The 25,660-nt window shown below is 68.3% G+C and carries 23 protein-coding genes and 1 pseudogene; 18 read left to right on the top strand and 6 right to left on the bottom strand.

Annotated features, from left to right (window positions below; genetic code table 11):
- The 3 genes and pseudogenes from ACFDS6_RS03530 to ACFDS6_RS03520 form a co-directional block, all read left to right on the top strand.
- Positions 1–212 (top strand): annotated as a pseudogene (locus ACFDS6_RS03530) (DNA polymerase III subunit chi); the annotation flags it as partial.
- Between the two features lie 88 nt (positions 213–300).
- Positions 301–723: a nucleoside-diphosphate kinase gene (ndk, locus tag ACFDS6_RS03525; RefSeq protein ID WP_375270722.1), complete on the top strand. Its 423-nt coding sequence runs from the start codon at positions 301–303 to the stop codon at positions 721–723.
- Between the two features lie 14 nt (positions 724–737).
- Positions 738–1,253, top strand: a complete 516-nt coding sequence (locus ACFDS6_RS03520) for a GNAT family N-acetyltransferase (protein ID WP_375270721.1) — start codon at positions 738–740, stop codon at positions 1,251–1,253.
- A gap of 4 nt (positions 1,254–1,257) precedes the next feature.
- Here ACFDS6_RS03520 and ACFDS6_RS03515 read toward each other — a convergent pair whose 3' ends face one another.
- From ACFDS6_RS03515 to purM, 3 genes are read right to left on the bottom strand one after another with little or no spacing between them, the layout of a single operon-like run.
- Positions 1,258–1,554, bottom strand: a complete 297-nt coding sequence (locus ACFDS6_RS03515; RefSeq protein WP_375270720.1) for an MmcQ/YjbR family DNA-binding protein — start codon at positions 1,552–1,554, stop codon at positions 1,258–1,260.
- Positions 1,551–2,114, bottom strand: a complete 564-nt coding sequence (gene purN / locus ACFDS6_RS03510; RefSeq protein WP_375270719.1) for a phosphoribosylglycinamide formyltransferase — start codon at positions 2,112–2,114, stop codon at positions 1,551–1,553. Before purN ends, ACFDS6_RS03515 begins: the two co-directional genes overlap by 4 nt.
- A complete protein-coding gene (gene purM / locus ACFDS6_RS03505) occupies positions 2,111–3,235 on the bottom strand; it encodes a phosphoribosylformylglycinamidine cyclo-ligase (protein ID WP_375270718.1) in 1,125 nt (374 codons plus the stop codon). The genes purN and purM overlap by 4 nt, the downstream gene beginning before the upstream one ends.
- A 61-nt stretch (positions 3,236–3,296) precedes the next feature.
- Here purM and ACFDS6_RS03500 point away from each other — a divergent pair, with 61 nt between their 5' ends.
- The 5 genes from ACFDS6_RS03500 to alaS all read left to right on the top strand — a co-directional run bounded on the left by ACFDS6_RS03500 (position 3,297) and on the right by alaS (position 11,584).
- Positions 3,297–4,532 carry a heavy-metal-associated domain-containing protein gene (locus tag ACFDS6_RS03500; RefSeq protein WP_375270717.1) on the top strand — a complete coding sequence of 412 codons (1,236 nt, stop codon included), beginning with the start codon at positions 3,297–3,299 and terminating at the stop codon, positions 4,530–4,532.
- 41 nt (positions 4,533–4,573) lie between these two features.
- Entirely contained in the window at positions 4,574–5,191 is a 618-nt protein-coding gene (locus ACFDS6_RS03495; protein WP_375270716.1) for a chromosomal replication initiator DnaA, read from the top strand.
- Entirely contained in the window at positions 5,188–7,362 is a 2,175-nt protein-coding gene (locus ACFDS6_RS03490) for an RNA degradosome polyphosphate kinase (RefSeq protein WP_375270715.1), read from the top strand. The genes ACFDS6_RS03495 and ACFDS6_RS03490 overlap by 4 nt, the downstream gene beginning before the upstream one ends.
- Entirely contained in the window at positions 7,359–8,843 is a 1,485-nt protein-coding gene (locus tag ACFDS6_RS03485; protein WP_375270714.1) for a Ppx/GppA family phosphatase, read from the top strand. Before ACFDS6_RS03490 ends, ACFDS6_RS03485 begins: the two co-directional genes overlap by 4 nt.
- Before the next feature lie 77 nt (positions 8,844–8,920).
- Entirely contained in the window at positions 8,921–11,584 is a 2,664-nt protein-coding gene (gene alaS, locus ACFDS6_RS03480; protein ID WP_375270713.1) for an alanine--tRNA ligase, read from the top strand.
- Positions 11,585–11,634: 50 nt separating this feature from the next.
- Here the strand turns inward: alaS and ACFDS6_RS03475 are convergent, their stop codons facing one another.
- Positions 11,635–12,363 (bottom strand): hypothetical protein, encoded by a 729-nt coding sequence (locus ACFDS6_RS03475; protein ID WP_375270712.1) that lies wholly within the window; start codon positions 12,361–12,363, stop codon positions 11,635–11,637.
- Between the two features lie 106 nt (positions 12,364–12,469).
- On the opposite strand from ACFDS6_RS03475, the gene ACFDS6_RS03470 reads away from it, so the two are divergent.
- The 9 genes from ACFDS6_RS03470 (at position 12,470) to ACFDS6_RS03430 (ending at position 20,820) form a co-directional block, all read left to right on the top strand.
- Positions 12,470–13,168, top strand: a complete 699-nt coding sequence (locus ACFDS6_RS03470) for a glutathione S-transferase N-terminal domain-containing protein (RefSeq protein WP_375270711.1) — start codon at positions 12,470–12,472, stop codon at positions 13,166–13,168.
- A 45-nt stretch (positions 13,169–13,213) separates the two neighbouring features.
- Positions 13,214–14,581, top strand: a complete 1,368-nt coding sequence (gene radA / locus ACFDS6_RS03465) for a DNA repair protein RadA (protein ID WP_375270710.1) — start codon at positions 13,214–13,216, stop codon at positions 14,579–14,581.
- 33 nt (positions 14,582–14,614) lie between these two features.
- Positions 14,615–15,178, top strand: coding sequence for a CvpA family protein (locus ACFDS6_RS03460; RefSeq protein WP_375270709.1), 564 nt, complete (start codon positions 14,615–14,617; stop codon positions 15,176–15,178).
- Positions 15,175–15,612, top strand: coding sequence for an iron-sulfur cluster assembly scaffold protein (locus ACFDS6_RS03455; protein ID WP_375270708.1), 438 nt, complete (start codon positions 15,175–15,177; stop codon positions 15,610–15,612). Before ACFDS6_RS03460 ends, ACFDS6_RS03455 begins: the two co-directional genes overlap by 4 nt.
- On the top strand, positions 15,612–17,396 hold the full coding sequence (locus ACFDS6_RS03450; protein ID WP_375270707.1) for a cation:proton antiporter: 1,785 nt from the start codon (positions 15,612–15,614) through the stop codon (positions 17,394–17,396). Before ACFDS6_RS03455 ends, ACFDS6_RS03450 begins: the two co-directional genes overlap by 1 nt.
- On the top strand, positions 17,393–17,728 hold the full coding sequence (locus tag ACFDS6_RS03445; protein ID WP_375270706.1) for a DUF423 domain-containing protein: 336 nt from the start codon (positions 17,393–17,395) through the stop codon (positions 17,726–17,728). Before ACFDS6_RS03450 ends, ACFDS6_RS03445 begins: the two co-directional genes overlap by 4 nt.
- Before the next feature lie 150 nt (positions 17,729–17,878).
- Positions 17,879–19,999, top strand: coding sequence for a prolyl oligopeptidase family protein (locus tag ACFDS6_RS03440; RefSeq protein WP_375270705.1), 2,121 nt, complete (start codon positions 17,879–17,881; stop codon positions 19,997–19,999).
- Between the two features lie 96 nt (positions 20,000–20,095).
- The gene (locus tag ACFDS6_RS03435) at positions 20,096–20,428 is read left to right on the top strand and encodes a hypothetical protein (protein WP_375270704.1); all 333 of its coding nucleotides are present in this window, start codon (positions 20,096–20,098) and stop codon (positions 20,426–20,428) included.
- 32 nt (positions 20,429–20,460) lie between these two features.
- Positions 20,461–20,820, top strand: a complete 360-nt coding sequence (locus ACFDS6_RS03430; protein ID WP_375270703.1) for a hypothetical protein — start codon at positions 20,461–20,463, stop codon at positions 20,818–20,820.
- On the opposite strand, the gene ACFDS6_RS03425 is transcribed toward ACFDS6_RS03430, so the two are convergent.
- Entirely contained in the window at positions 20,804–21,295 is a 492-nt protein-coding gene (locus ACFDS6_RS03425; RefSeq protein WP_375270702.1) for a hypothetical protein, read from the bottom strand. The genes ACFDS6_RS03430 and ACFDS6_RS03425 overlap by 17 nt on opposite strands.
- A 184-nt stretch (positions 21,296–21,479) precedes the next feature.
- Positions 21,480–23,783 (bottom strand): ATP-dependent helicase, encoded by a 2,304-nt coding sequence (locus ACFDS6_RS03420; RefSeq protein WP_375270701.1) that lies wholly within the window; start codon positions 23,781–23,783, stop codon positions 21,480–21,482.
- 214 nt (positions 23,784–23,997) lie between these two features.
- On the opposite strand from ACFDS6_RS03420, the gene ACFDS6_RS03415 reads away from it, so the two are divergent.
- Entirely contained in the window at positions 23,998–25,632 is a 1,635-nt protein-coding gene (locus ACFDS6_RS03415) for an inorganic phosphate transporter (protein ID WP_375270700.1), read from the top strand.
- Positions 25,633–25,660: the final 28 nt, after the last annotated feature.

The following is a 25,660-nucleotide window of genomic DNA, read 5'->3' as shown; positions in this document are numbered from 1 at the left end:
AGGTCGCCGCCACCAACCAGGCGCGCAACGTCGCGCTGGCGGACGGCGCGTGGCGAGACGGGGCGCTCGACTTCGACCGCGCGTTTCACTTCTTCGATGACGATCGCATCGCCGACGCGCGCGCCGCGTGGAAGGCGCTGGCGGCGCGCGATGGGGTCGAACGGCGCTACTGGAAGCAGGACGCCTCGGGGCGCTGGGAGCAAGCGGCCTAGCCTTGCCCGCCTTCTTGCGTGTTCGGAGCGCGCCCGATAGGAGGCGCGCACTTCCCATCACCTTTGTTTCAGGAGCCCGTGACCGTTTATGGCCGCGAACCGTACCTTCTCGATCATCAAGCCCGACGCCACGCGTCGCAACCTGACCGGCGCGGTCACCAAGATGCTGGAGGACGCGGGCCTGCGCATCGTCGCGTCCAAGCGCATCCACATGACCCGCGACCAGGCCGAGGGCTTCTACGCGGTGCACAAGGAGCGCCCGTTCTTCAACGATCTCGTCGAGTTCATGATCTCAAGCCCTGTCGTCGTGCAGGTGCTCGAGGGCGAGAACGCGATGCAGCGCAACCGCGACATCATGGGCGCGACCAACCCGGCGAATGCGGAGCCCGGCACGATCCGCAAGGAACTGGCCGAGTCGATCGAGGCGAACACCGTGCATGGCTCCGATTCGGACGAGAATGCCGAGACGGAGATCGCCTATTTCTTCAAGCCGGAAGAGATTGTTGGCTGAAGTTCGGGGCTGACATGAACTGGCGCCTGCGACGCGCGAGCGCGGCTGATGCCGCTATTCTCTCGCTCGTCGCGGGCGCCACCTTTCTGGAAGCGTTCGCGGGTGTCCTCGACGGCGCGGACATCGTCGCGCACGTGTCCCGCAACAGCAGCGCGGACGCCTTCGCGCTTTATCTGAGCCGAGGCGCGATCGCGACGCTCGCCGAAGCGGAGCAGGGCGCGGCGCCGCTCGGCTACACGCTACTGACCGAGCCCGACCTGCCGGTCGAACCGCGCGACGGGGACGTCGAACTCAAGCGCATCTACGCGCTGACACCGACGCACGGATCGGGATTGGGACCAGCGCTGATGGCGCGTGCGGTCGAGGACGCGCGCGCAGCCGGGCACCGCAGGCTGCTCCTGGGCGTCTACGGCGGCAACGTGCGGGCGCACCGCTTCTACGCCAGACAGGGCTTGTCGGTCATCGGTGAACGCCGCTTCCTCGTCGGGGCGACGTGGCACGATGACCTGGTGTTCGCGCGCGACCTCTGACCGATCAGCGTCCGCCCGCCTCCAGCAGGCTAGCGGGCGCGGTCAGCTCCCAGCTTCGCGCAACGCGATCCTCGATCAGCGTCCAGTCGGTCGCGTCGTCCAGTGCGATGTCGCTCCACTGACCGACTTCGTCGCTCAAGTGAAGCGTGAGTTTGCGATTGCTCGCGTCGATGGTCGCGAACGGCTGGCCCTCGACCAGAAACATCGTCGCGCCGTCGGCGGTACCTTCGTGTGCGCCCGGCAGCAGCAAGGCGATCTCGCGCACGCGCGCCAGCGGGTCGGGTATCTGCGTCTCGCTCATCGTTGCACGAACTCCTTCAACACGGCCGGGTAGAGTTGATGTTCCGCCGCCAGCACGCGGGCGGCTAGCGTGTCGGACGTGTCGCCGGAAACTATCGCTACCTCGCGCTGCCCCAGCACCTCGCCCGCATCAAGCTCTTCGGTCACGACGTGGACCGAGCAGCCCGCGACAGTGTCGCCCGCCGCGATCGCGCGCGCGTGGGTATTAAGGCCCTTGTACTTCGGTAGCAGCGAGGGATGTACGTTGACGATCCGCCCGCGCCACTTGGCGACGAATTCGTCCGAGAGCAGGCGCATGTAACCCGCCAGCGCGATCCACTCGGCGCCGGCCGCCCGCAAAGCGCCGTCTAGTGCTGCCTCGAACACCGGATTACCAATCCCCTTCGGCGAGAGCGCGAAGGTCGGCAGGCCGTGCTGGATCGCCCAGGCGAGCCCCGGCGCACTCGGCCTGTCCGATGCGACGACCACGATCTCGTAATCGCCGCCGGCATGCTCGGCCAAGGCCTGCATGTTGGAGCCGCGGCCGGAGATGAGGACGGCGACCTTCGCGGGCGCGCTCATGCGTGGTGCGTCGCGCGCCAGTCACCGCGCGCGCTCCACGTCTCGGTATTGCCGATCACGGTGCAGCCGCGCTCGCCCGCCTCGATATTACCAATGCGGAATACGGTTTCATCCGCCGCCTCCAATGCCTGAGTCACGCCGTCCGCCTCGTTGTCGCTGACGACAACCGCCATGCCGATCCCACAGTTGAACGTGCGCGCCAATTCCTCGGGCTCGATTGCGCCCTGCGCCTGCAGGAACGCCATCAGGCGCGGTTGCGGCCAGGCGTCGGCGTCGACGACGGCGTGCGTGCCGGCCGGCAGCACGCGCGGGATGTTCTCGAGCAATCCGCCACCGGTGATGTGGGCCAGGCCCTTGATGCGCCGCTCACGCAGCAGCGGAAGAAGGCTGGCGACGTAGATGCGCGTCGGCGCCATCAGTGCGTCGATGAGCAGGCGATCCTGATCGAACATCGCGGGTCGATCGAGCTTCCACCCGCGATCGGCGGCGAGGCGCCGCACCAGCGAGTAGCCGTTCGAGTGGACGCCCGACGAGGCGAGGCCGAGGACTACGTCGCCCGCCGTGATGTCGCGCCCGTCGAGCAGCCGGTCGCGCTCGACCGCACCGACGCAGAACCCGGCGAGATCATAATCGCCGTCGGCGTACATCCCGGGCATCTCCGCCGTTTCACCGCCGATCAGCGCGCATCCCGCCTGGCGGCACCCTTCGGCGATGGAAGCGATCACGCGCTCGGCCACCACCTGATCGAGGCGGCCGCTGGCATAATAGTCGAGGAAGAACAGCGGTTCCGCGCCCTGTACGATCAGGTCGTTGACGCACATCGCGACGAGGTCGATCCCGACGCCCTCGTGGCGGTCGTGCTCGATTGCGAGCTTCAGCTTGGTACCGACGCCGTCGTTGGCGGCCACTAGCAGCGGATCGGTGAAGCCGGCGGCCTTAAGGTCGAACAGGCCACCGAACCCGCCCAAGTCGGCGTCGGCACCCTTGCGCCGGGTCGAGCGAGCGAGCGGGGCGATCGCGCGAACCAGCGCGTTGCCCGCGGAAATCGAGACGCCCGCATCGGCGTAGGTGTATCCGCCAGAGGGTGCGGCTGGGTCGTGGGCGTTGGGTTCGTCGGTCATGCGGCAAGCGCCTAGCCACAACGCGCTTGGATTTCCACGCCCGCTTCGCCAAAAGGCGCCGATGCGCAGCCGTCCGTTCCTCGCCACCGCCGCGGCCATCGGTGTCGCCGTGCTCGGTGCCGGCGCGGTGGTGGCGCAGATCGAAGGCGGCGACCGCGGCGTCGCGGCGGTCGACAGCTCCAACGATTACGAGGTGGGCAGCGTCAGTGTCGACACCTCGGGTCCGAACGCGCAGGCGGCGCGGGTCGCCGGCTGGCGCGAGGCGCAGCGCAAAGCGTGGGTGCAGTTGTCGCGTCGGCTGGGCGGCGGCGGCGCGATGGTACCCGACGGCACGCTCGATTCGCTCGTGTCCGCGATCGTGGTCGGAAACGAGCAGATCGGGCCGACGCGCTATATCGCGCAACTCGGCGTGCTGTTCGACCGTGCGCGCACCGCCGGACTGCTGGGCATCAGCAGCTACGTCTCGCGCACGCCGCCGCTCGTCGTCGTCCCGGTCGTCTGGTCGGGCGGGGTCGGAGGCGTGTTCGAGCAGCGCACCGCCTGGCAGGAGGCGTGGGCGCGGTTCCGCACCAGCACCAGCGAGATCGATTATATTCGGCCGCCCGGCAACGGTGCCGACCCGCTGCTGCTGAACGTCGGGCAGACGCAGCGGCCCGCGCGCGGTTGGTGGCGCAAGGTGCTCGACCTGTACGGCGGAACCGACGTGCTGATCCCGGTGGTGCGGTTGCGACGGCAGTGGCCCGGTGGTCCGGTGATCGGCGAGTTCGAGGCGCGCCACGGCCCCGACAATCGCCTGTTGTCGCGCTTCGCCTTGCGCGCTGCGAACGCATCCGCGCTGCCCCAGCTGCTCGACGCGGGCGTCAAGCGGATGGACGACATCTATCAGGCGGCCGCACGCGGCGGCTATCTTCGCGGCGACCCCGGACTGAGCCCGCCTCCGACCGAGGCAGTCAGCGACATCCCGGCCGTCACGGAGACGCTGGCACCGACGGACGACGCGAGCGCACCCGTCGTCAGCATCATCGTGCAGGTCGAGACGCCTGACGCCGGCGCGGTCGCGAGCACCGAGAGCGCGCTGCGCGGCGTGCCAGGCGTGCGTAGCGCATCGACCAGCAGCCTGGCGCTCGGCGGGGTGTCGTTGATGGTGTTGTCATTCGCGGGCGAACCCGCCAATTTTCGTGCCGGTCTGGAGGCGCGCGGCTGGCAGGTGTTCGGCGGCGGCACGACTATGCGCATTCGCCGGGCGCCGCAGCTGCTGCCGCCCGATCTCCAGCCCGACAATGCACTGGCGGGATGACGCGGTCGCGCTGTAGCGAGATTTGCGGGGTGCCACCCGCCATGCAATTCCCCTTGCCGCTCGCGTGGCCTGACCAGGCGCGCGACGTCGAGTTCCTTATAACCGAGTCGAATCGTCGCGCGGTGCAGGTCCTGCAGCAATGGCAGAATTGGCCGGTCATGGCGGCGCTGTTGATCGGGCCGGCGAGTTCGGGACGCAGCCTGCTGGCGCAGGTCTTCGCCGCACAATCCGGTGGGCGCGTGATCGACGACGCGGAACGTGTCGGCGAGGAGATGCTGTTCCACGCGTGGAACGATGCGCAGGCGACGCGCGTGCCCCTGCTGCTCGTCGCGGGCGCTGCCGCGCCGGTGTGGACGGTGGAGTTGCCCGATCTGCGCACCCGTCTTGCTGCCAGCCCGGTCGCGCTGATCGACGCACCCGACGAGCAGCTGGTGCGCGCGTTGCTGGAGCGCGGGTTTGCCCGCCGCCGGTTGGACGTGCGCGACAATCTGCTCGAATGGCTGGTGCCGCGGCTGCCGCGGCGTCATCAAGCTGTCGCGCAGATGCTCGATGGGCTGGAACAAGCCGCGTTGTCCGAACGTCGGCGCGTTACAATTCCGCTCGCGCGTGACCTGCTGGCCGTGCTGTTCGGCGTTGCAGAGGATTCGATCACCCCATGACACGGCCCGCCCACCTACAGCGCGAACGCGACGACGATCCGTTCGAGAAGGTCGCGGGCGAGCGTTACTTCAACCGCGAGCTGTCATGGCTGGCATTCAACCGCCGCGTGCTGGAGGAAGCGTGCAACACGGCGCACCCGCTGCTCGAGCGGTTGCGCTTCCTCGCCATCTCGGGCGACAATCTTGACGAGTTTTTCATGGTGCGCGTCGCCGGGTTGAAGGGTCAGCAGTTGCAGGACGTGGAACTGCGCTCCGCCGACGGGCTGACGCCGGGACAGCAGCTCGCCGCGATCACGGTCGAGGCGGACGCGCTGATGGTGAGCCAGCAATCGGTGTGGCGCGACATCCGCTACGCGCTCGCGGAAGCGGGCATCCGCGTGATCGGCAGCCACGCGATCGACACGGCGCTCAGCATGGATGAGCAGGCGTGGCTGGAGACGCATTTCCGCGAGCAGCTATTTCCGGTCATCACGCCGCAGGCGCTCGATCCGGCGCATCCGTTCCCGTTCATGCGCAACAAGGGCATGGCGGTGATGTTCGATCTCGTGCGGAGATCGGACAAGGAGCCGATCCGTGAATTGGTTATGCTGCCGAATGCGATGCCGCGCTTCGTGCGTTTGCCGGGCGAGGGCGCGCGCTACGTCGCGGTCGAGTCGCTGTTGAAGCGATTTTCCAACCTGATGTTCCCCGGCTACGACGTCTTGGGCGCGGCGGAGTTCCGCGTGCTGCGCGACAGCGATATCGAGATCGAGGAAGAGGCGGAGGATCTCGTCCGCTACTTCGCCAACGCGATCAAGCGGCGGCGGCGCGGGCGCGTCATCCGGCTGGAACTCGAAACCGGGATGAGCGAGGCGCTCGCCGCGGTGCTGCGCGAGGAACTGGGCGGATCGGACACGATCGTGACCGAGAGCGGTGCATTCCTCGGCATCGGCGATCTCGCGCTGCTGGCCGACGAGGACCGGCCCGACCTGAAGTTCACGCCCTTCACCCCGCGCTTTCCCGAGCGTATTCGCGAGTTCGGCGGCGATTGCTTTGCCGCAATCCGTGCCAAGGACATCATCGTTCATCACCCGTACGAGACGTTCGACGTCGTGCTCGCCTTTCTCAAGCAGGCGGCGAACGATCCCGACGTGGTCGCGATCAAGCAGACGCTGTACCGCGCGGGCAAGCAGTCCGCCGTCATCAACGCGCTGATCGCCGCGGCGGAGGCCGGGAAGTCGGTGACGGCGGTGGTCGAGCTGAAGGCCAGGTTCGACGAGGAACAGAACCTGCAATGGGCGAGCGCGCTGGAGCGCGCGGGGGTGCAGGTCGTCTATGGCTTCATTGATTGGAAGACGCACGCCAAGGTGGCGATGGTGGTCAGGCGCGAGGGCACGCAGTTCCGCACCTACTGCCATTTCGGCACCGGCAATTACCACCCGGTGACCGCGAGGATCTACACCGACCTGAGCTTCTTCACCGCCGATCCGAGACTCGGGCGCGACGCTGCGCGGATGTTTAACTACATTACCGGCTACGTCGAGCCGCAGGGAATGGAAGCGGTGGTGCTGAGCCCGCGCGATCTGCGCGCCCGGCTGATCGCCGACATCGACGCGGAGATCGCGCACGCGCGTGACGGACGAAGCGCATCGATCTGGGCCAAGATGAACAGTCTCGTCGATCCGGCGATCATCGAGAAATTGTATGAGGCCAGTTCGGCGGGCGTCGAGATCGAGCTGATCATCCGCGGCATCTGCTGCCTGCGCCCCGGCGTAGCGGGCCTGTCCGAGAACATCCGCGTCAAGTCGATCGTCGGGCGGTTCCTGGAGCACAGCCGGATCGCGGTCTTCGGCAACGGCGCGGCGCTGCCCAACGATGACGCGCGCATCTACATCTCGTCGGCCGACTGGATGCCACGCAATTTCGATCGCCGGGTCGAGTATCTGTTGCCGATCGAGAATGAGACGGTCCACGATCAGGTGCTCGATCAGGTGATGGTTGCCAACCTGATCGACAACGACCAGAGCTGGGAATTGCAGCCCGATGGCAGCTACGATCGGGTCTCCACGAGCGATCGGCCGTTCAACCTCCACCGCTATTTCATGACCAATCCTTCGCTCTCCGGCCGCGGCGCGGCGCTGGACGAGAAGGGCGGCGAGGTTCCGACGCTCAAGTTGCGACAGCGTTCGTGACCCCCGCGCTGCAAGGGCGAGGCGCCGAGTCGCCGCGCACGGCGATCATCGACATTGGCTCCAACTCGATCCGTCTCGTCGTCTACCAGGGACCTGCACGGCTACCCACGACGTTGTTCAACGAGAAGGTGCTTGCAGGCCTCGGCCGCAGCCTCGCCGCGACCGGCACGATCGACGCCGAGGCGATGGCGTCCGCGGACGCGGCGCTGCACCGTTTCGCCGCGCTGGCGCAGGCGATGGACGTGAGCCGCGTCCGAACCGTCGCGACCGCCGCGGTACGCGACGCGAGCAACGGCGCGCAGTTGATCGGGATCGCCGAGATTGCGGGTCTCACGGTAGAAATCTTGTCGGGAGAAGAGGAAGCCGCGGCGGCCGGCCACGGCGTGCTGTCGGGTATACCTGGTGCGGACGGCATCGTCGGCGACCTGGGGGGCGGCAGTCTCGAGCTCGTCCGTGTGCGCAAAGGCGAGGTGACGAAGCGCGTATCGTTTCCGCTCGGCGTGCTGCGGCTGGCCCCGCTGCGGGAGCGGGGACGCCTCGACCGACGAGTGGAGCACCTGCTGGGCGAGGCGGGCTGGATCGGTGCGGGCAAGAACCTGCCCTTGTACCTGGTCGGCGGGTCCTGGCGTGGGCTCGCGCGCCTGGCGATGCACCGCGCGCGGTATCCGCTGCCCATCATTCATCAATACGCGATGTCACCGGGGACGGTCGCAAGCCTGCGGCGCACCTTGTCGCACGTCGGCAAACCGCAGCTGAAGGAGGTGCCCGGTCTGTCGAGCGGCCGTATCTCAACGCTCGGCGACGCGGCCGCGTTGCTGTCCGCGTTGCTCAAGCATCTGAGAAGCAGCGGCACAATCGTGTCTGCCTTCGGCCTGCGCGAAGGTCTATTATTCGGGGAACTGAGCGCGGACGAGCGTGCGCAGGACCCGTTGCTCGTCGCGGCGAAGGACGAGGGGCGCCTATCCGGCCGATTTCCCGAACACGGTGACCTGCTCGATCGCTGGATCGCGCCTTTGTTCGGCGAGGACAAGCCGGCAGAGGCGCGCCTGCGCAATGCCGCTTGTCAGCTGGCCGACGTCGGGTGGCGCGCGAACCCGGAGTTCCGCGCCGAGCGGGGCCTGGAGATCGCGCTCCACGGCAACTGGGTCGGGGTTGACGGGCGCGGGCGCGCGATGATGGCGCAGGCGCTATGGACTGCGCTCGGCGGCGCGGCGACATCGCCCGCCGTGCTGGCGCAGCTCGCGTCGGAGGCGGCGTTGCGTCGCGCGGTGAGCTGGGGGCACGCGATCCGTCTGGGTCAGCGTCTGAGTGCGGGGGTCGCGGAACCGTTGCGCCGGTCGCGACTGACGCTTCAGGCCTCCACGGTCCGGCTCGACATGAATCGCGCGGACCGCGCCTTGTACGGCGAGACGGTGGCGAAGCGGCACGCGACGCTGGCGGCGGCGCTGGGGCGAGCACCGGTCACCAACGCGCGCGATTGATCGGCGGCGCCCCCCTGCCGGGACGCTGCGCGACGAAGCGCTAGGCAGCGCGCGATCTGCCCATTAAGTCGCTGGCCATGATATCGACCAACGACCTTCGCCGCAGCTTCCTCGACTATTTCGGCGCCGCCGGCCATCAGGTCGTGCCGTCGGCACCGCTGGTGCCGCAGAACGATCCGACGCTGATGTTCGTCAACGCCGGCATGGTCCCGTTCAAGAACGTGTTCACCGGGCTGGAAATACGACCCTACACGACTGCGAGCAGTTCGCAGAAGTGCGTGCGCGCGGGGGGCAAGCACAACGATCTCGACAACGTCGGCTATACCGCGCGGCATCATACCTTCTTCGAAATGCTCGGTAATTTCTCGTTCGGCGATTACTTCAAGGAAGAGGCGATCACCCACGCCTGGACGCTGCTGACGAAGGAATGGGGGCTGCCGGCGGACAGACTGACCGCGACGGTCTACCATACCGACAATCAGGCGTTCGATCTGTGGAAGAAGATAGCGGGGCTGCCCGACCATCGCATCATCCGCATCGCGACCAAGGACAATTTCTGGGCGATGGGATCGGACGGGCCGTGCGGGCCGTGCTCCGAGATCTTCTACGATCACGGCGAGCATATCGCGGGCGGCCCGCCGGGAAGCCCGGACGAGGACGGCGATCGTTTCGTCGAGATCTGGAACCTCGTCTTCATGCAATTCGTGCAGGAGGCCGACCAGATCACCGGCGACCTGCCGCGGCCGTCGATCGACACCGGCATGGGGCTGGAGCGGATCGCCGCGGTGATGCAGGGCGTCCACGACAATTACGACACGGACACGTTCAAGGCGCTGATCGCCGCCTCCGGCGCGCTGACGCACACGGCCACGACCGGCGACAATCAGGCGAGCCACCGCGTCATCGCCGATCACCTGCGCTGCTCGGGCTTTCTCGTCGCCGACGGCGTGCTGCCCGCGAACGAAGGGCGCGGTTACGTGCTGCGCCGGATCATGCGGCGCGCGATGCGTCACGCGCACCTGCTCGGTGGCGCCAAAGGAGATGGGGGGGAGCCGCTGATGCACCGGCTCGTTCCCGCCCTGGTCGCCGAGATGGGCGCCGCTTACCCCGAGCTCGTGCGCGCGCAGCCGCTGATCGAGGCGACGCTGAGGCAGGAGGAAACGCGCTTCCGCCAGACGCTCGACAAGGGACTGCGGCTGCTCGACGAGGCGACCGCCGGCATGGGCGAGGGTGACATGCTGGCGGGGAAAACAGCGTTCAAGCTCTACGACACCTTCGGCTTCCCGTACGACCTGACCGAGGACGCGCTGCGCGCGCAAGGCCTGCAGGTCGACCGCGCCGGGTTCGACAGCGCGATGGCGGAGCAGAAGCGCGCCGCGCGCGCGGCCTGGAAGGGATCGGGTGCGAAGGCGTCGGACGAACTGTGGTTCGACCTGGTCGAGGAAGTCGGCGCGACCGAGTTCACTGGCTACGGCAGCGACAGCGGTGAGGGCGTCGTGCTCGCGCTCGTCAAGGACGGGCAGCGCGTCGAGGAGGCGGGCGCGGGCGAGCAGGTCGACGTGATCGTCAATCAGACGCCCTTCTACGGCGAGAGCGGCGGGCAGGTCGGCGACGCAGGCACGCTGTCGAGCGAGGCGGGTCTCGCCGCTACCGTGACGGACACCTCCAAGCAGCTCGGCAAGCTGTTCGTTCACCACGCCAAGGTCGAAGCTGGCGGGATCAAGGTCGGCGACACGGTGCGGCTCGCAATCAACGTGGCGCGCCGCGACGCGATCCGTGCCAATCACTCCGCCACGCACCTGCTGCACGAGGCGCTGCGGACGCGGCTGGGCACGCATGTCGCGCAGAAGGGTAGCCTCGTCGCGCCCGATCGGCTGCGCTTCGACGTGTCGCACTCGAGCGCGATGGCACCGGGCGAGCTCGCCGACGTCGAGGCGGCGGTGAACGCGCAGATTCGCGGCAATGGCACGGTCGAGACGCGGTTGATGACCCCCGACGAGGCGATCGCGATGGGCGCGATGGCGCTGTTCGGGGAAAAGTACGGCGACGAGGTGCACGTCGTGTCGATGGGCACGGATGATGCGGGCGAAGCCTACTCGATCGAATTGTGCGGCGGCACCCACGCGCGCGCGCTCGGCGACATCGGGCTGTTCAAGGTTGTGGGCGAGAGTGCGGTGTCATCGGGCGTGCGCCGCGTCGAGGCGCTGACCGGCGAGGCGGCGCGTCAGTACCTGAGCGCGCGCGACGAGAAGTTGCGCGAGGCAGCGGCCGCGCTCCGCGCGACTCCGGACGAGGTGCCCGCGCGAGTCGCGGCGTTGCTCGACGATCGGCGGCGGCTGGAGCGCGAACTCGCCGAGGCGAAGAAGGCGCTGGCGCTCGGTGGCGGGGCGAAGGACGCGGCCGGGCCAGAGATGGTGGGCGACGTCGCGTTCGTCGCGCAGGTGCTCGACGGCTTCGAGGCGAAGGGGCTGCGCGGCGCGGTCGACGATGCGCGGCAGCAGCTCGGCTCGGGCGTGGTCGCGATCGTCGCGGTGAACGACGGCAAGGCGACAATCGCAGTCGGCGTCACGCCCGACCTGATTGAGCACTATAGCGCGGTCGACCTCGTCAAGGCGGGCGTCGCGGCGCTGGGTGGACAAGGCGGTGGCGGACGGCCCGACATGGCACAGGGTGGGGGTCCAAGGGCCGACCAGGCCGACGCCGCGGTGGCCGCGGTCCGGTCGGGGTTGCAGCGGGGCTGAGCCTTCACTGACGATAACCCGCCCGCATCACTGCGGGCGGGTCAGCGAGTTTACCGACGTGGCTTGCTCTTCATCGTCTTGGTGGTGGTCAAGGTCGTGTTGGTCGTGGTCGTCGTCGCGCCAGGCGGCGTGGTCGACGCCGTGTCGGTGGTGCCCGGCGTGGCAACGGACGTGTCGCTCACGGCCGCACCGGTGGTGGCCGCATCGGTTGGGGCCGCGTCGGCAGCAGGTGCTTGGCCGTTCATCGCGGCGGTGAGTTGCGCCTCGGTCAGGCCGATCGTGACGCCCTGCGGTCCGGGGCCGAACCCGGTGATCGGCAGCTTGGCGTCGCCCTGATCGGTGGTCAGCGTGACGTTGGTGTCATCGATCGCCTTGATCGTGCCGAGCTTCGCGCCGCCCGCACCGTAGACGCTGGCCCCGGTAACGAGCTGGGCGCGAAATGCCGCGCTCGCCTGCTGCTTCTGCGCGCCGGCCGCGGCGTCGAGCTGCGCCTTGGTCATGGCGAGGATCGGACCCTTCGCGCCCTTGCCGAGCGAGGTCAGCGGGATCGCCGCCTTGTTGGTGCCGGTGTCGATCACGGCGTTGGTGCCGTCCGTGCTCGCCACCGTGCCGACGACGCCGCCGCTGGTGTCGTACACGGTCGCACCGGTCGTGACGGCGCCGGCGGTCGACGTCCGCGCGCCGGTCGCGGGCGCGGTGGCCGGTGCGGTCTGTGCCGAGGCCAGGGCGGGGGTCAAAGCTGCCGCCGCGACAGCGGCGAGGAACTCGTAGCGCTTCATATGTGCTCTTTCGCGGTTGATGTTGCTTGGGAGAACGAGGGCGTAACGATCGGGTTCCGAACCGCGGGTGAACGGAACGCCAGCCTTTCCCCGCCGTTTGCGCGCCATGACCCTGGCAGATTTCCCCATCACGCGGCGCTGGCCCGCCCAGCATCCGGACCGCATCCAGCTCTACTCGCTCAACACGCCGAACGGCGTGAAGGCGTCGATCATGCTGGAGGAAACCGGCCTGCCGTACGAGGCGCACCTGATCGACTTCGCCGCCAATGAGCAGAAGTCGGACGCGTTCGTGTCGCTCAACCCTAACGGCAAGATTCCGGCGATCATCGATCCCGCCGGACCGGGCGGCGAGGCGATTGGCGTGTTCGAGAGCGGCGCGATCCTGCTCTACCTGGCGGAGAAGACAGGACAGTTCCTGCCGCAGCAATCGACCGCGCGCTGGCAGGCGATCTCCTGGGTCATGTTCCAGATGGGCGGCGTGGGACCGATGTTCGGGCAGCTCGGCTTCTTCCACAAGTTCGCGGGCAAGGAGTGGGAGGACAAGCGCCCGCGCGACCGCTACATCGATGAGAGCAAGCGGCTGCTCGGCGTGATGGATCGCGCGCTCGCCGGCAAGGAGTGGTTCGTCGGCGATTACTCGATCGCCGACATCTCAATGCTCGGCTGGGTGCGCGCGTTGCGCGACTTCTACAAGGCGGGTGACCTGGTCGGCTTCGCCGAGTTCCGCAACGTCGCGGGCTGGTTGGAGCGTGGGTTGGCCCGCCCGGCGGTTCAGCGCGGACTGGAGATCCCGTCGAAGGACTGACCGCGTCTTTGTTCCCCTCCCGTTCTCCATGTGCTAGGAACGGGCATGGCCAAAGCTCAGCGTCGCTACGTATGTCAGTCCTGCGGATCGGTGTCGCACCGCTGGCAGGGGCAGTGTGCCGATTGCAGCGAGTGGAACACGCTGGTGGAGGAGGCGGCGGCTGTCGTCACGCCGTTCCAGGCCAAGCATAATCTGCAGTCGGGCGGTCGCGCGCTGACGTTGGTCAAGCTCGACGCCGAGATCGCGCTGCCCGAGCGGATGACCTTCGGCATCGCCGAGCTGGACCGGGCGCTGGGCGGCGGACTGGTCGCGGGATCGGCGACGTTGATCGGTGGCGATCCGGGCGTCGGCAAATCGACATTGCTGCTCCAGGCGGCGGCGCGGCTGGCGCGCAGCGGGCGCAGCGTCGCCTATGTCTCGGGCGAGGAAGCGGCGGATCAGGTGCGATTGCGCGCGCAACGGCTCGGGCTCGGCGACGCGCCGGTGCAACTCGCCGCGGCGACCTCGACGCGCGACATCCTGACGACGCTGCAGGGCGCGCCGCCCGCGCTGCTGGTGATCGACTCGATCCAGACGATGCATTCCGATCTAATCGAGGGTGCGCCCGGTACGGTCAGCCAGGTGCGCGCGACCGCGCAGGAGCTGATCCGCTTCGCCAAGGAACGCGGCACCGCGGTGGTGCTGGTCGGGCACGTGACCAAGGACGGGTCGATCGCGGGGCCGCGCGTGCTGGAGCACATGGTCGACACCGTGCTCAGCTTCGAGGGCGAGCGCAGCCATCAATATCGCATTCTACGCGCGATCAAGAATCGCTTCGGCGGGACGGACGAGATCGGCGTGTTCGCGATGGCAGGCGAGGGGCTGGTGGAGGTCGCCAATCCATCCAGCCTGTTCCTGACGCAGCGCGACGAGAGTGTGACCGGGTCGATCGTCTTTCCGGCATTAGAGGGCACGCGACCCGTGCTGGTCGAGATACAGGCACTGGTCGTGCGGCTGGCGAGCGGGGCGACCCCCAGGCGCGCGGTCGTGGGCTGGGACTCCGGACGGCTCGCGATGATCCTGGCGGTGCTGGAAGCGCGCTGCGGATTGAGCTTCTCGACCTGCGAAGTGTACCTGAACGTCGCGGGCGGCTACCGCGTGCAGGACCCTGCCGCCGACCTGGCGGTGGCGGCGGCGCTGATTTCCGCGCTCAGCGAACGGCCGGTCGCGTCCGACGGGATCGCGTTCGGCGAAATCGCGCTGTCCGGCGAAATTCGCCCTGTCGCGCACGCGCCGCTGCGGCTGAAGGAAGCGGGCAAGCTCGGCTTCACGCGCGCGATGGTGCCGTCGGGCGTCGCGGACGCGGCGGCGGTGCGGCTCTCCAGCTTCGGCAATCTCGGTCGCTTCGTCGATCACATGCTGGGCCGGGGCTAGTCGCCCGCGGCGGCAGCCCGTATCTAGCGCGGGATGAACCTGCACGCCCTCGACATCGTCGTCCTGCTGCTCGTCGCCTCGACCGCGCTGCTGGGTGCCAGGCGCGGGTTCGTGGCGGAGGTGCTGGCGCTGTTCGCCTGGGTGGCGATGGTGTTCGCGCTCAAAATCTTTCACCTGCCGCTGTCGCGCGCGCTTGCCCCCACGATCGGCACGCCGTCGGGCGCGACGGTGCTGGCCTTCGCGGTCCTGACCGGCGGCACCTACCTGCTGAGCCGCGTCGTCGTGAACGCGGTGAGCGCGCGGACGCGGACGTCGGTGCTGGGGCCGATCGACCGCGCGCTCGGCTTCGGCTTCGGCGCGCTCAAGGGATTGATCTTCGCCAGTCTCGCCTTCCTGCTGATCGTGCTGGTGCTCGACCTGCTGGGCGGCGGCCCCGCGCGGCGGCCGGCATGGATTGTGGAGGCGCGGACCTATCCGCTGCTGAGCGCGACCAGCGCCTCGATCGCGGACGTGGTCGACCGACGCCGCCGCGGCAAGCCGCTGTTCTCGCCGCGCTGGTACCCGATCCCGCAAGACAATGGACAAGACGCGTCGTGAGCCTCGACCTTTATACCCCCGAGATTTCCGCGCTGGCGCTCGGCAATCCTTACCCCGATCGCCTGCCCGACGGTGCCGCGTCCGTGGAGAAGCGTTCCGCCATCTGCGGCAGCCGCGTCACCGTTGATGTCGAACTCGACGAGGAGGGCCGCGTCGCGAAGCTGGGCACGCTGGTGCGCGCCTGCCTGCTCGGTCAGGCATCGTCGACGATTCTGGCGCAGCATGCGATCGGACGCACGCCGGCGGAACTCGCCGCGGCGCGCGATGAGCTGACCGCGTGGCTGGCGGGTAGCGGGCCGCTGCCCGCCTGGCCGGGGATCGATATCTTCACGCCCGGACTGAAGCTGACCGCGCGCCACCCCTCGATCCGGCTCGCGTTCGAGGCGGCGGCCGAGGCCGCGGACGTGGCGGCGGCGGCGCGGAACCGCGGCTGATGGAACATGCCGCGGAGGGATCGCTGCTGCGCGACGGCGTCGTCCTGCTGGGGTTCGCGCTGGCGTTCGTGCTGCTGTTCCGACGCCTGGGTCTGGGTGCCACGCTCGGCTACCTGATCGCGGGTGCGGTGGTTGGGCCGCACGTCCTGGGACTCGTCGGCGACGCGGAGACGAAGCTGGGCTTCGCCGAGCTCGGCATCACCATGCTGCTGTTCATCGTCGGGCTCGAGCTGAGCCCGGCCAAATTGTGGCGGTTGAAGGAAGATATCTTCGCGCTCGGCGCGTTGCAGGTCCTCGCCTGCGGCGCGGCGATCACGGCCATCCTCGCGTTGATCGCGCATTTCTCGATCCCGGCCGCGCTCGCGCTCGGCATGCCGCTCGCGCTCTCGTCCACGGCACAGGTGCTGCCGATGCTGCAATCGGCCGGGCGGCTGCGCACGCCGTTCGGGGAGCGCGCCTTCTCCATCCTGCTGTTCCAGGACCTGTCGATCATCCCAATGATCACCATTATCGCCGCGCTGAGCCGTAACCCGGCGGAGGCAGCCGGGCCGTCGGGATGGCTGCTGGGATTGTACACGGTGCTCGCGATCGGTGGGCTGATCGCGGCCGGTCGGTTCGTGCTGACGCCGCTGTTCCGGTGGATCGGCAATCACGGCGAGCGCGAGCTGTTCGTGTTCGCGGCGCTGTTCACGGTGATCGCGTCCGCGGCCTTGATGGAGTTCCTCGGGCTATCGACCGCGCTCGGCGCGTTCGTGGCGGGCGTGATGCTGGCGGACAGCCCATACCGGCATGAGTTGGAAGCGGACATCGAGCCGTTCCGCTCCATCCTGCTCGGCTTGTTCTTCCTCGCGGTCGGCATGATGCTCGATCTCGCCACCATCGCCGAGCGGCCGCTGTTCGTGGTTGGAATGGCGACCGCGCTGATCGCGACCAAGGCCCTAGTCATCTTCGCGATCGGCCGCGCGTTCAGGATGCCGTGGCGGCCCGCGCTGGCGCTCGGTCTGTTGCTCAGCCAGGGCGGCGAGTTCGGCTTCGTCCTGCTGACGCAGGCGCAGAACGGCTTGCTGATCGCGCCGGAGGCGGCCAGTCTGTTCGGCGCCATCATCACCCTGTCGATGGCGAGTACGCCATTCCTGATGATGGCGACCAGGCGGTTCCGCGAGGCGCCGATCGACAGCCAGGCCGAGCGGGACGGTCCGAGAAGCGACGGCGCCAACGCACTGATCGTCGGTTACGGCAGGTTTGGTCAGACGGTCGCGCAGATGCTGATCGCCAGCGGCGTGCCCGTCACCCTGATCGATCGCGACATCGAGATGATCGATATCGCCGCGGAGTTCGGCGCCAAGGTCTATTTCGGAGACGGCACGCGACTCGACCTGCTGTGGCAGGCGGGGGCGGCGGAGGCCGAGCTGATCCTCTTCTGTCTCGACGGCGACCAGGTGGACGCGGACTGGCTGGAGAGCGTGCACGAGGCCTTTCCGAGGGCGAGGGTCTACGTGCGTGCGTATGATCGTCGTGCGCTGATCAAGCTGAAGAACGGTCCGGCGCAGTACGTGGTGCGCGAGGTGCTCGAGTCGGCGGTCAAGATGGCGCGCGCGGCGATGCAGGGCCTGCGCATTTCGAACGAGGAGATCGACCGCGCGGAGGACATGTACCGCGCGCGGGATCGCGAACGCCTGAGGCTCCAGATCGAAGCGGGCGACATTCGCGCAGCGCGCGAAAGCATCATCACGCAGTTCGAGCGCGACGAGCCGATCAATACGGGTACGGGAGCAGCGACATGAACTGGCTGATGGTGGCGGCGGGTCTGTCGGGCGCGCTGGCGGTGGCGGCGGGCGCGTTCGGCGCGCATGGTGCGAGTGGCGAAGCCGCGGAATGGTTGCGCACGGGTGGTCAGTACCAGCTGCTGCACGTGGTCGCGGCGCTGATCGCATCGCGCCTCGATGCGCGCGGACCGGCGTGGTTGTTCATCGTCGGCGCGGCGATCTTCGCCGGAACCCTGTACCTGATGGCGATCGGCGCACCGCGCTGGTTCGGCGCGATCACGCCCATCGGCGGCTCGCTGCTGATCGCCGGGTGGCTGTGGTTGGCGTGGATCGGCGCACGCGCCGGCTGATCACGCGCCCGAAGTTTGCGGAGGAGAAGCCTTGCGGTCGTCGTAGCCGCGATCACACCCAGCCCTTACGCACGCCGTGTGACACATGCCGTGCATTGTGCTCGAGCCGCGACCTTGCCACATGAGGTGGATCGACGTGGGGAGTGACCGATGATCCTTATCGCGCTGGCGCTGGTTGCGGGAGCACAGGCGGCCACCCACAACGGCTCCATGACCGACACAGCACCGACCGCCGCGGCTCAGCCGACCGATCCCTACATCTGGTTGGAGGACAAGGATGGGGCCAAGCCGCTCGCCTGGGTGGCGGCGGAGAATGCGCGCACCTTGCCGCGGCTGCAGAACGATCCGCGATACGCCCGCTTCTACGCCGAGGCGCTGGCGATCGCCGCGGCGAAGGATCGGATCGCGATGCCGATGCAGTTGCGCGGTCGCATCTACAATTTCTGGCGCGATGCCGATCATCCGCAGGGCGTGCTGCGTTGGACGAGCAGGGACGGCTATGCCGACGCTGCGCCGACGTGGACCGTCGCGCTTGATCTCGACGCGCTGAGCAAGGCCGAGAACAAGAAGTGGGTTTGGAAGGGGCTGACCTGTCTGGCGCCCGATGAACGGCGGTGCCTGGTGGCGCTGTCCGAGGGCGGCGAAGACGCCGTCACCTATTGCGAGTTCGACCTGGAGGATGGCGCCTTCGTGAGCGGCGGCTTCGTGCTGCCGACGTCGAAGCAGGGCGCGGACTGGATCGACGCCGACACGCTGCTGGTGTCGCGCGACTGGGGCGCCGGAACGATGACCGACTCGGGTTATCCGTTTGTCGTGAAGAAGCTGCGGCGCGGACAGTCGCTGACGCGAGCGGAGGAGGTCTACCGCGGCAAGCGCGAAGACCAGCTCGGCACCTACGGCATGGTAATGCAGGACGGCGCGGGGAACAGCGCGGTGCTGGTGCAACGCCGGCCGACTTTCTTCACCGGCGAGACGCTGATCGAGGACGGTGGCAAGCTGGTGCGGCTCGACGTTCCGGCGCGTACCTTCGCTACCGGCCTGATCGACGGGCAGGTCGTCTTCGAGACAAGCGATCCGTGGGGACGCATCCCCGCTGGCGCGATCGCGTCGGCGCCGCTCACCGAGGTGAGGAAAGGCCGGTTCACGCCGACGCTGGTGTTTGCGCCCGATGCGCGGCAGTCGGTCGATCGCGTGACCACGACGCGCCATCACATCGTCGCCAGCATCTACGACAATGTGCGGGGTCGCGCGCTGGTCTTTACGCACGGCCCGGATGGGTGGGCGCAGCAGCGGCTGGCGCTGCCCGACAATGCCTCGATCGGTCTCGCGAGCGCGACCGAGCAGAGCGACGATGCCTATCTGAGCGTCACCAGCTTTCTCGCGCCGACGACCTTGTGGTCGGTGACGGCGGGCAGCGACGCGCCGCCCAATCAGGTGAAGGCGCTACCGGCGCGCTTCGACGCAGCGGGACTGGTGTCGAAGCAGTTCGAGGCGACGTCTAGCGACGGCACCAAAATCCCTTATTTCGTCGTGCACCGGAAAGGCGAACGGCTCGATGGCAGCACGCCGACGCTGATGACGGCTTATGGCGGATTCCAGGCGTCGATGACGCCCAGTTACGCCGCGATCACGGGCAAGCTCTGGCTGGAGCGCGGTGGGGCCTACGTGCTCGCGAACATTCGCGGCGGCGGCGAGTTCGGCCCGGCGTGGCACGACGCGGGGCGTAAGACAAAGCGGCAGATCATCTACGACGACTTCGCCGCGGTGGCGCGAGACCTGTTCGCGCGCAAGCTGACCAGCCCGGCGAAGCTCGGCATCTACGGCGGATCGAACGGCGGGCTGCTGATGGGAGTCGAGTTCAACCAGCATCCCGACCTGTGGAAGGCGGTGGCGATCCAGGTGCCGCTGCTCGACATGATCCGCTACGAGGGCATTGCGGCGGGGGCGTCGTGGGTCGACGAGTATGGCAGCGTCAGCGTGCCGGAGGAACGGGCGTTCCTCCAGAAGATCTCGCCCTATCAGAACCTGCGGCGCGGGGTGAACTATCCCGAGCCGTACATCTGGACGACGACCAAGGACGATCGCGTCGGACCGCAGCACGCGCGCAAGTTCGCGGCGCGCATGAAAGAATATGGCCTGCCTTACCTGTTCTACGAGGATACGGCGGGCGGGCATTCGGGCGATGCCGACATCGAGCAGGGCGCGCGGTTGAACGCGTTGCAGATGACCTATTTCGCGCAGAAGCTGTTCGGTCCGGACCCGGTGAAGTGAGGCGCCTTCGCGCCGGTCTTCGGAAACCTGCCGTTTCGCAGGCCGTTGTTGCTGCATTGCAGCAGATGCGGTTATGACAGGTGAATGACGTTGACCATGACTGAGGACCGACCCGCGGCGGCTGTTCCCGACACCGTTCCGCTCGTCTTCGAGGCGATCGTGAAGCAGCAGGCGATCGCGGCCAACTACAACCGCGGGACGGTGACGCTGGCGCCGCATATCGTGTACACCAAGCACGGCGAGATCTACCTCGATGCGCTGACGCTGGAGCGCGACGGGCAGCCGCCGCGCGAGGCGAAGATCGGCGCGTTCAAGCTGACCGGCCTGACGGGCCTGCGCGTCACCCCGCGGCGGTTCACGGCGAGTGAGCTGTTCCAGCCGAAGGACGCCAAGTACGAGGGAGTGACGCTGCTCGCGATCGAGCAGTGAGAGAGACGAGGGCTAGGCGCGTCTCGCGGTGGGTGCTGGTCGTGTTCTACGCGCTCGCCGGCGTCGGGCACCTGTATTTCATTGACGCGGTGACCCGCATCGTGCCCCGATGGGTGCCCGCGCCGCGGTTCGTGGTGATCGCGACAGGGGTGTGCGAGTTGGCAGGCGCGGCGGCGTTGTTGAGCGTGAGGTGGCGCCGCGCAGCCGGGTGGGCGCTGGCTGCCTACGCTTTGTGCGTGTGGCCGGCGAACGTGCAGCACGCGATCCAGGACCTGTGGAGCGGGACGGGGCTGCCGATCTGGTACCACGCGCCGCGGCTCGCGCTGCAGCCGCTGATCATCTGGTGGGCGTTATGGGCGAGCGGTGCGGTGCGGCTCAACTCAGCGCGCTGAGCAGTTCGTCCTTCGACATCTTCGACCGGCCCGGAATGTCGCGCTTCTTGGCCTCCTCGTACAGCTCCGCCTTGGTGCGATGGTCGCGTGCCGAGCGTGTCTTATCCGCCACATCCTTGGGCTGGGCGGAGAATTGCTTGCCCTTCTTCGTGTCGGCGCGCTTCTTGGCGGTGGTGCGCTTGTACTCCTCGTCGGTCAGCTTCTCGCGTGCTTCCTTGGGCAGGTAGCGCTCGCCGGTCTCGCCGCTCTTCTTGCCGGACTTGGTGCCCCAATCCTCCTCGGTCCACTCGTGGAGCGAGTTATGCTCGTCCTGCTCGCCGACGTAGCCGCCGCCGCGCTTCTTGTACTCCTGCACCGCCATCTGCGCCTTGCGCGCTGACCATTGGCCCTTCTTGCCGCCCTTGGCACCGGCGGTGATCTCGTCCTTCACCTTCTCCCACAGCTCGGGATCGGACTTCTCGGCAGTCTCGGACATGGGCACCTCCGCGTGCGACAACGCGGAAGGTGAGGCAAAGGTCAGTCCAATGAGCGTCGTCGGCGAGGATTCTTTTCGGTGCGATTTCAACGCCGACGCGGGTACAGGAGCAGCCTAGTGGGTAGGAGAGTTGTAGGACAGCCAGAAGCGGGCTCTCAGGATGAGCCTGTGACAACGGTCGTCGTCAGCTCGGCGTAACGAAGCTGTCCATCACGCGCTTGCGCCCGGCCTGCTCGAAGTCGATCTCGAGCTTGTTGCCCTCTATCTCCGCGATCGCGCCGTAGCCGAACTTCTGGTGGAACACGCGCTGGCCGAGCGACAGGTCGCCGCGGCCCTTGTTGCCGATGCTGACCGCGCTGGCGCGGCCCTCCACCACGCGGGCGGGCTCGCGCGTGAAGGTGCGGCTGGTCCACTCGCCGCCGGGCTTGGCGCCCAGCGTGCCCGCGGCGCGCTGCCATCCGGGACCGCGGCCGGCACCGCGCGACACGTCGGCGAACGGGTCGGCGCGCTCGGTCCAGTTGGCGCGCCACAGGCTCTCGCCCCCCGACATGGTGGTCTCGCTGTCGACGTGATCGGCCGGCAGCTCGCCGACGAAACGCGACGGGATCGAGCTGGTCCACTGGCCATAGATGCGGCGGTTGGCGGCGTGGATGATGACCGCGCGGCGGCGCGCGCGCGTGATCGCGACGTAGGCGAGGCGGCGCTCCTCCTCCAGGCTGCGGCTGCCGCCCTCGTCGAGCGCGCGCTGCGACGGGAACAGCCCTTCCTCCCAGCCGACGAGGAACACGGTGTCATACTCCAGCCCCTTGGCGGCGTGGATCGTCATGATCGTGATCTTGGGGTCCTCGCGCGTGGCCTCATTGTCCATGACGAGGCTGACGTGTTCGAGGAACGCGCCGAGGTTCTCGTATTCCTCCATCGCGCGGACGAGTTCGGACAGATTCTCCAGCCGCCCGGCGGCCTCGGTCGTCTTCTCCGCCTGGAGCATCGCGGTGTAGCCGCTCTCGTCGAGCAGCTGCCGCGCGAGTTCGGGATGGGGCAGGTCGCGCGCCATGTCGCGCCAGCGCGCGACGTCGCCGACGAAGCGGCCGAGCGACTTGCGTGCCTGCGGCGTCAGCTCGTCGCTGTCGAGGATGCGCGCGGCGGCGAGGCTGAGCGGCAGCCCCTCGGCGCGCGCGAGCTGGTGGAGCTTCGCCACCGCCTTGTCGCCCAGCCCGCGCTTTGGCACGTTGACGATCCGCTCGAACGCGAGGTCGTCGGCGGGCTGGTTGACGATGCGGAGATAGGCGAGCGCGTCGCGGATCTCCGCGCGCTCGTAGAAGCGGAAGCCGCCGACGATGCGATAGGGCAGGCCGACCGAGATGAAGCGGTCCTCGAACTCGCGCGTCTGGTGCTGCGCGCGCACCAGGATGGCGATGTCGTCGAGGCTCCTGCCGGCACGCTGGCACGCTTCGACCTCGTCGGACACGCGACGCGCTTCTTCGGGTCCGTCCCACACGCCGATGACGCGCACCTTCTCGCCGGCGTCGAGCTCGGTCCACAACTGCTTGCCGAGCCGTCCGCCGTTGTTGGCGATGACGCCCGACGCGGCGCCGAGGATGTGCGGGGTGGAGCGGTAATTCTGTTCGAGCCGGATCACCTTGGCGCCGGGGAAATCCTTCTCGAACTTCAGGATGTTCTCCACCTGCGCGCCGCGCCACGAGTAGATTGACTGGTCGTCGTCGCCGACGCAGCAGATGTTGCGACGTTCCTGCGCGAGCAGCCGCAGCCAGAGGTACTGGACCGAGTTGGTGTCCTGATACTCGTCCACCATGATGTAGCGGAAGCGCTGCTGATACTGCTCCAGCACCTCGCGGTTGTTCTTCAGGATGGTGAGGACGTGGAGCAGCAGGTCGCCGAAGTCGCAGGCGTTCACCGCCTTCAGCCGCGCCTGATACTGGTCGTACAGCTCGCCGCCGCGGCCGTTCGCGTAGCGCTCGCTCTCGCCCGCGTCGATCTCGCGCGGGGTCAGCCCCTTGTTCTTCCACTCGTCGATCAGCCCGGCGAGGCTGCGCGCGGGGAAGCGCTTCTCATCGATGTCGGCGGCGACGATCAGCTGCTTGAGCAGGCGGAGCTGGTCGTCGGTGTCGAGGATGGTGAAATTGGATTGCAGCCCGACGAGCTCGGCGTGGCGTCGCAGCATCTTGGCACCGATCGCGTGAAAGGTGCCGAGCCACGGCATGCCCTCGACCGCCTCGCCGACCAAGCGCCCGACGCGCTCGCGCATCTCGCGCGCGGCCTTGTTGGTGAAGGTGACCGAGAGGATCTCGGACGGCCAGGCGCGGCGCGTGTAGAGCAGGTGCGCGAGCCGCGCGGTCAGCGCGGCGGTCTTGCCGGTGCCGGCGCCCGCCAGCACGAGCACCGGGCCGTCGGTGGTGAGCACCGCCTCACGTTGCGGGTCGTTCAGCGTGGCGAGATAGGGCGGCGAGGCAAGCTGGGTGTCGGTCACGTGATTGCACGTAGGCAGGGATGCCGTGCGGCGCAATCGTCGGGAACAAACGCGAAACGACGGCCGAGTGCCAGACGGTCACGCGGCAGGTCGGCGAGCGGTGCGGACGTGCCGGTCGACCAGCGCGTCGGCGTGTCAGGACGGAGCGCTCGTGACGAGCACGCTCGCTAGCGCTGTCATCAAAGCGTCACGCGGCGGGAACAGGGAAGATCGCATGGCAAGCACCGTCTTCGCGCCGCCCGAGTCGTCGCAGCCGTCGCGCGCGGTCGAGCTGAACCGGCCGGCGCACCCGATCGCGCGCTGGGTCTTCGCCGCGCTGGTGGTGGCCGGCTTCGCTTATGCCGGGGTCAGCGTGTTCCTCGACACGCAGCAGGTCGGCGAGCAGCTCGCGACCGGCGTGTTCCTGTTCCTGGGGCTCGCGCTACTGATCGCGCTCGGGTTCGAGTTCGTGAACGGGTTCCACGACACCGCCAACGCGGTCGCGACCGTCATCTACACCAATTCGATGCCCGCCAACCTGGCGGTGATGTGGTCGGGATTCTTCAACTTCCTGGGCGTGATGCTGTCGTCGGGCGCGGTCGCCTACTCGATCGTGACGTTGTTGCCGGTCGACCTCGTGCTGAACGTCGGGTCGGGCGCGGGGTTCGCGATGATCTTCGCGCTGCTGCTGGCGGCGGTAATGTGGAACCTCGCCACCTGGTACGTCGGCCTGCCCAATTCGTCGAGCCACACGCTGATCGGATCGGTGCTGGGCGTCGGGCTCGCCAACCAGCTGCTGAACCGGGGTGCGGGCGGCACGGCGGGGGTCGACTGGAGCCAGGCGACCAAGGTGCTGACCGGATTGTGGATGGCACCGCTGATCGGGTTCGGCGCGGCGATGCTGATGCTGGTCGTGCTGCGCGCGGTAGCGCGCAATCCGACGCTGATGCAGGCGCCAGAGGGCGACGCTCCGCCGCCGCGCGGCATCCGTGCGCTGCTGGTGTTCACTTGCACCGCCGTCTCGTTCAGCCACGGGTCGAACGACGGGCAGAAGGGCATGGGGCTGATCATGCTGATCCTGATCGGGTGCGCGCCGACCGCCTACGCGCTCAACCGCACCTTGCCCGCGAGCGCGACCCCCGCCTTCTACGCCAGCGCGACTGCGGCGGCGCAGGTGCTGGAGCGGCGCGGCGCGGGCGACGTGCCGCTGGAGCGCGCGCGGCCGGTGTTGACCGACGCGGTGGCGCGGCGCGCGGTGACGAACGCGCAGGTCTACGGCGCCACCACGACGCTGTCGCGCGACCTGGCGCGACGGGTCGCGAGCTACGGCTCGCTCGACCGGGTGCCAGCCTCCGCCACGCCCAATCTGCGCAACGACATGTACCTCGTGCTCGACGCGACGCGGATGATCGCCAAGGACCCGGCCGCCCGCTTCGGCGAGGCGGAGGTCGAGCGGCTCGACGATTACCGCGCGCGGCTGGAGGCGGGCACGCGCTACATCCCGCTGTGGGTCAAGGTGGCGGTCGCGCTCGCGCTCGGGCTCGGCACGATGATCGGGTGGAAGCGGATCGTCGTGACGGTGGGCGAGAAGATCGGCAAGCAGCACATGACCTACGGCATGGGTGCCTCCGCCGAGCTGGTCGCGGCGGGGACGATCTTGGCGGCGGATCGCTTCGGACTGCCGGTGTCGACGACGCACATCCTGTCGTCGGGCGTCGCGGGCGCGTCGGTGGCGAGCGGGATGGGGTTGCAGCGGCGCACGCTGATCCAGCTCGCGGCGGCGTGGCTGATGACGTTGCCGGTCGCGATGCTGCTGTCGGGCACGCTCTACTGGTTGCTGCTGCAGCTGGTCGAGCGCGGCGCGTTCTGAGCCAGCGGTCTGCGGTAAAATCCGGGGC

Source organism: Sphingomonas sp. (genome assembly GCF_042095875.1).
In the GTDB taxonomy this organism is placed as follows: Bacteria; Pseudomonadota; Alphaproteobacteria; order Sphingomonadales; family Sphingomonadaceae; genus Sphingomonas.
Note: the sequence above shows the minus strand (reverse complement) of the source record. Positions and strands in the feature narration are given on the sequence as shown.

Excerpts from the sequence above, each read along its gene's own strand:
- ndk (WP_375270722.1), top strand. The coding sequence starts at position 301 with ATGGCCGCGAACCGTACCTTCTCGATCATCAAGCCCGACGCCACGCGT.
- ACFDS6_RS03520 (WP_375270721.1), top strand. The coding sequence starts at position 738 with ATGAACTGGCGCCTGCGACGCGCGAGCGCGGCTGATGCCGCTATTCTC.
- ACFDS6_RS03515 (WP_375270720.1), bottom strand. The coding sequence starts at position 1,554 with ATGAGCGAGACGCAGATACCCGACCCGCTGGCGCGCGTGCGCGAGATC.
- purN (WP_375270719.1), bottom strand. The coding sequence starts at position 2,114 with ATGAGCGCGCCCGCGAAGGTCGCCGTCCTCATCTCCGGCCGCGGCTCC.
- purM (WP_375270718.1), bottom strand. The coding sequence starts at position 3,235 with ATGACCGACGAACCCAACGCCCACGACCCAGCCGCACCCTCTGGCGGA.
- ACFDS6_RS03500 (WP_375270717.1), top strand. The coding sequence starts at position 3,297 with ATGCGCAGCCGTCCGTTCCTCGCCACCGCCGCGGCCATCGGTGTCGCC.
- ACFDS6_RS03495 (WP_375270716.1), top strand. The coding sequence starts at position 4,574 with ATGCAATTCCCCTTGCCGCTCGCGTGGCCTGACCAGGCGCGCGACGTC.
- ACFDS6_RS03490 (WP_375270715.1), top strand. The coding sequence starts at position 5,188 with ATGACACGGCCCGCCCACCTACAGCGCGAACGCGACGACGATCCGTTC.
- alaS (WP_375270713.1), top strand. The coding sequence starts at position 8,921 with ATGATATCGACCAACGACCTTCGCCGCAGCTTCCTCGACTATTTCGGC.
- ACFDS6_RS03475 (WP_375270712.1), bottom strand. The coding sequence starts at position 12,363 with ATGAAGCGCTACGAGTTCCTCGCCGCTGTCGCGGCGGCAGCTTTGACC.
- ACFDS6_RS03470 (WP_375270711.1), top strand. The coding sequence starts at position 12,470 with ATGACCCTGGCAGATTTCCCCATCACGCGGCGCTGGCCCGCCCAGCAT.
- radA (WP_375270710.1), top strand. The coding sequence starts at position 13,214 with ATGGCCAAAGCTCAGCGTCGCTACGTATGTCAGTCCTGCGGATCGGTG.
- ACFDS6_RS03460 (WP_375270709.1), top strand. The coding sequence starts at position 14,615 with ATGAACCTGCACGCCCTCGACATCGTCGTCCTGCTGCTCGTCGCCTCG.
- ACFDS6_RS03450 (WP_375270707.1), top strand. The coding sequence starts at position 15,612 with ATGGAACATGCCGCGGAGGGATCGCTGCTGCGCGACGGCGTCGTCCTG.
- ACFDS6_RS03445 (WP_375270706.1), top strand. The coding sequence starts at position 17,393 with ATGAACTGGCTGATGGTGGCGGCGGGTCTGTCGGGCGCGCTGGCGGTG.
- ACFDS6_RS03440 (WP_375270705.1), top strand. The coding sequence starts at position 17,879 with ATGATCCTTATCGCGCTGGCGCTGGTTGCGGGAGCACAGGCGGCCACC.
- ACFDS6_RS03435 (WP_375270704.1), top strand. The coding sequence starts at position 20,096 with ATGACTGAGGACCGACCCGCGGCGGCTGTTCCCGACACCGTTCCGCTC.
- ACFDS6_RS03425 (WP_375270702.1), bottom strand. The coding sequence starts at position 21,295 with ATGTCCGAGACTGCCGAGAAGTCCGATCCCGAGCTGTGGGAGAAGGTG.
- ACFDS6_RS03415 (WP_375270700.1), top strand. The coding sequence starts at position 23,998 with ATGGCAAGCACCGTCTTCGCGCCGCCCGAGTCGTCGCAGCCGTCGCGC.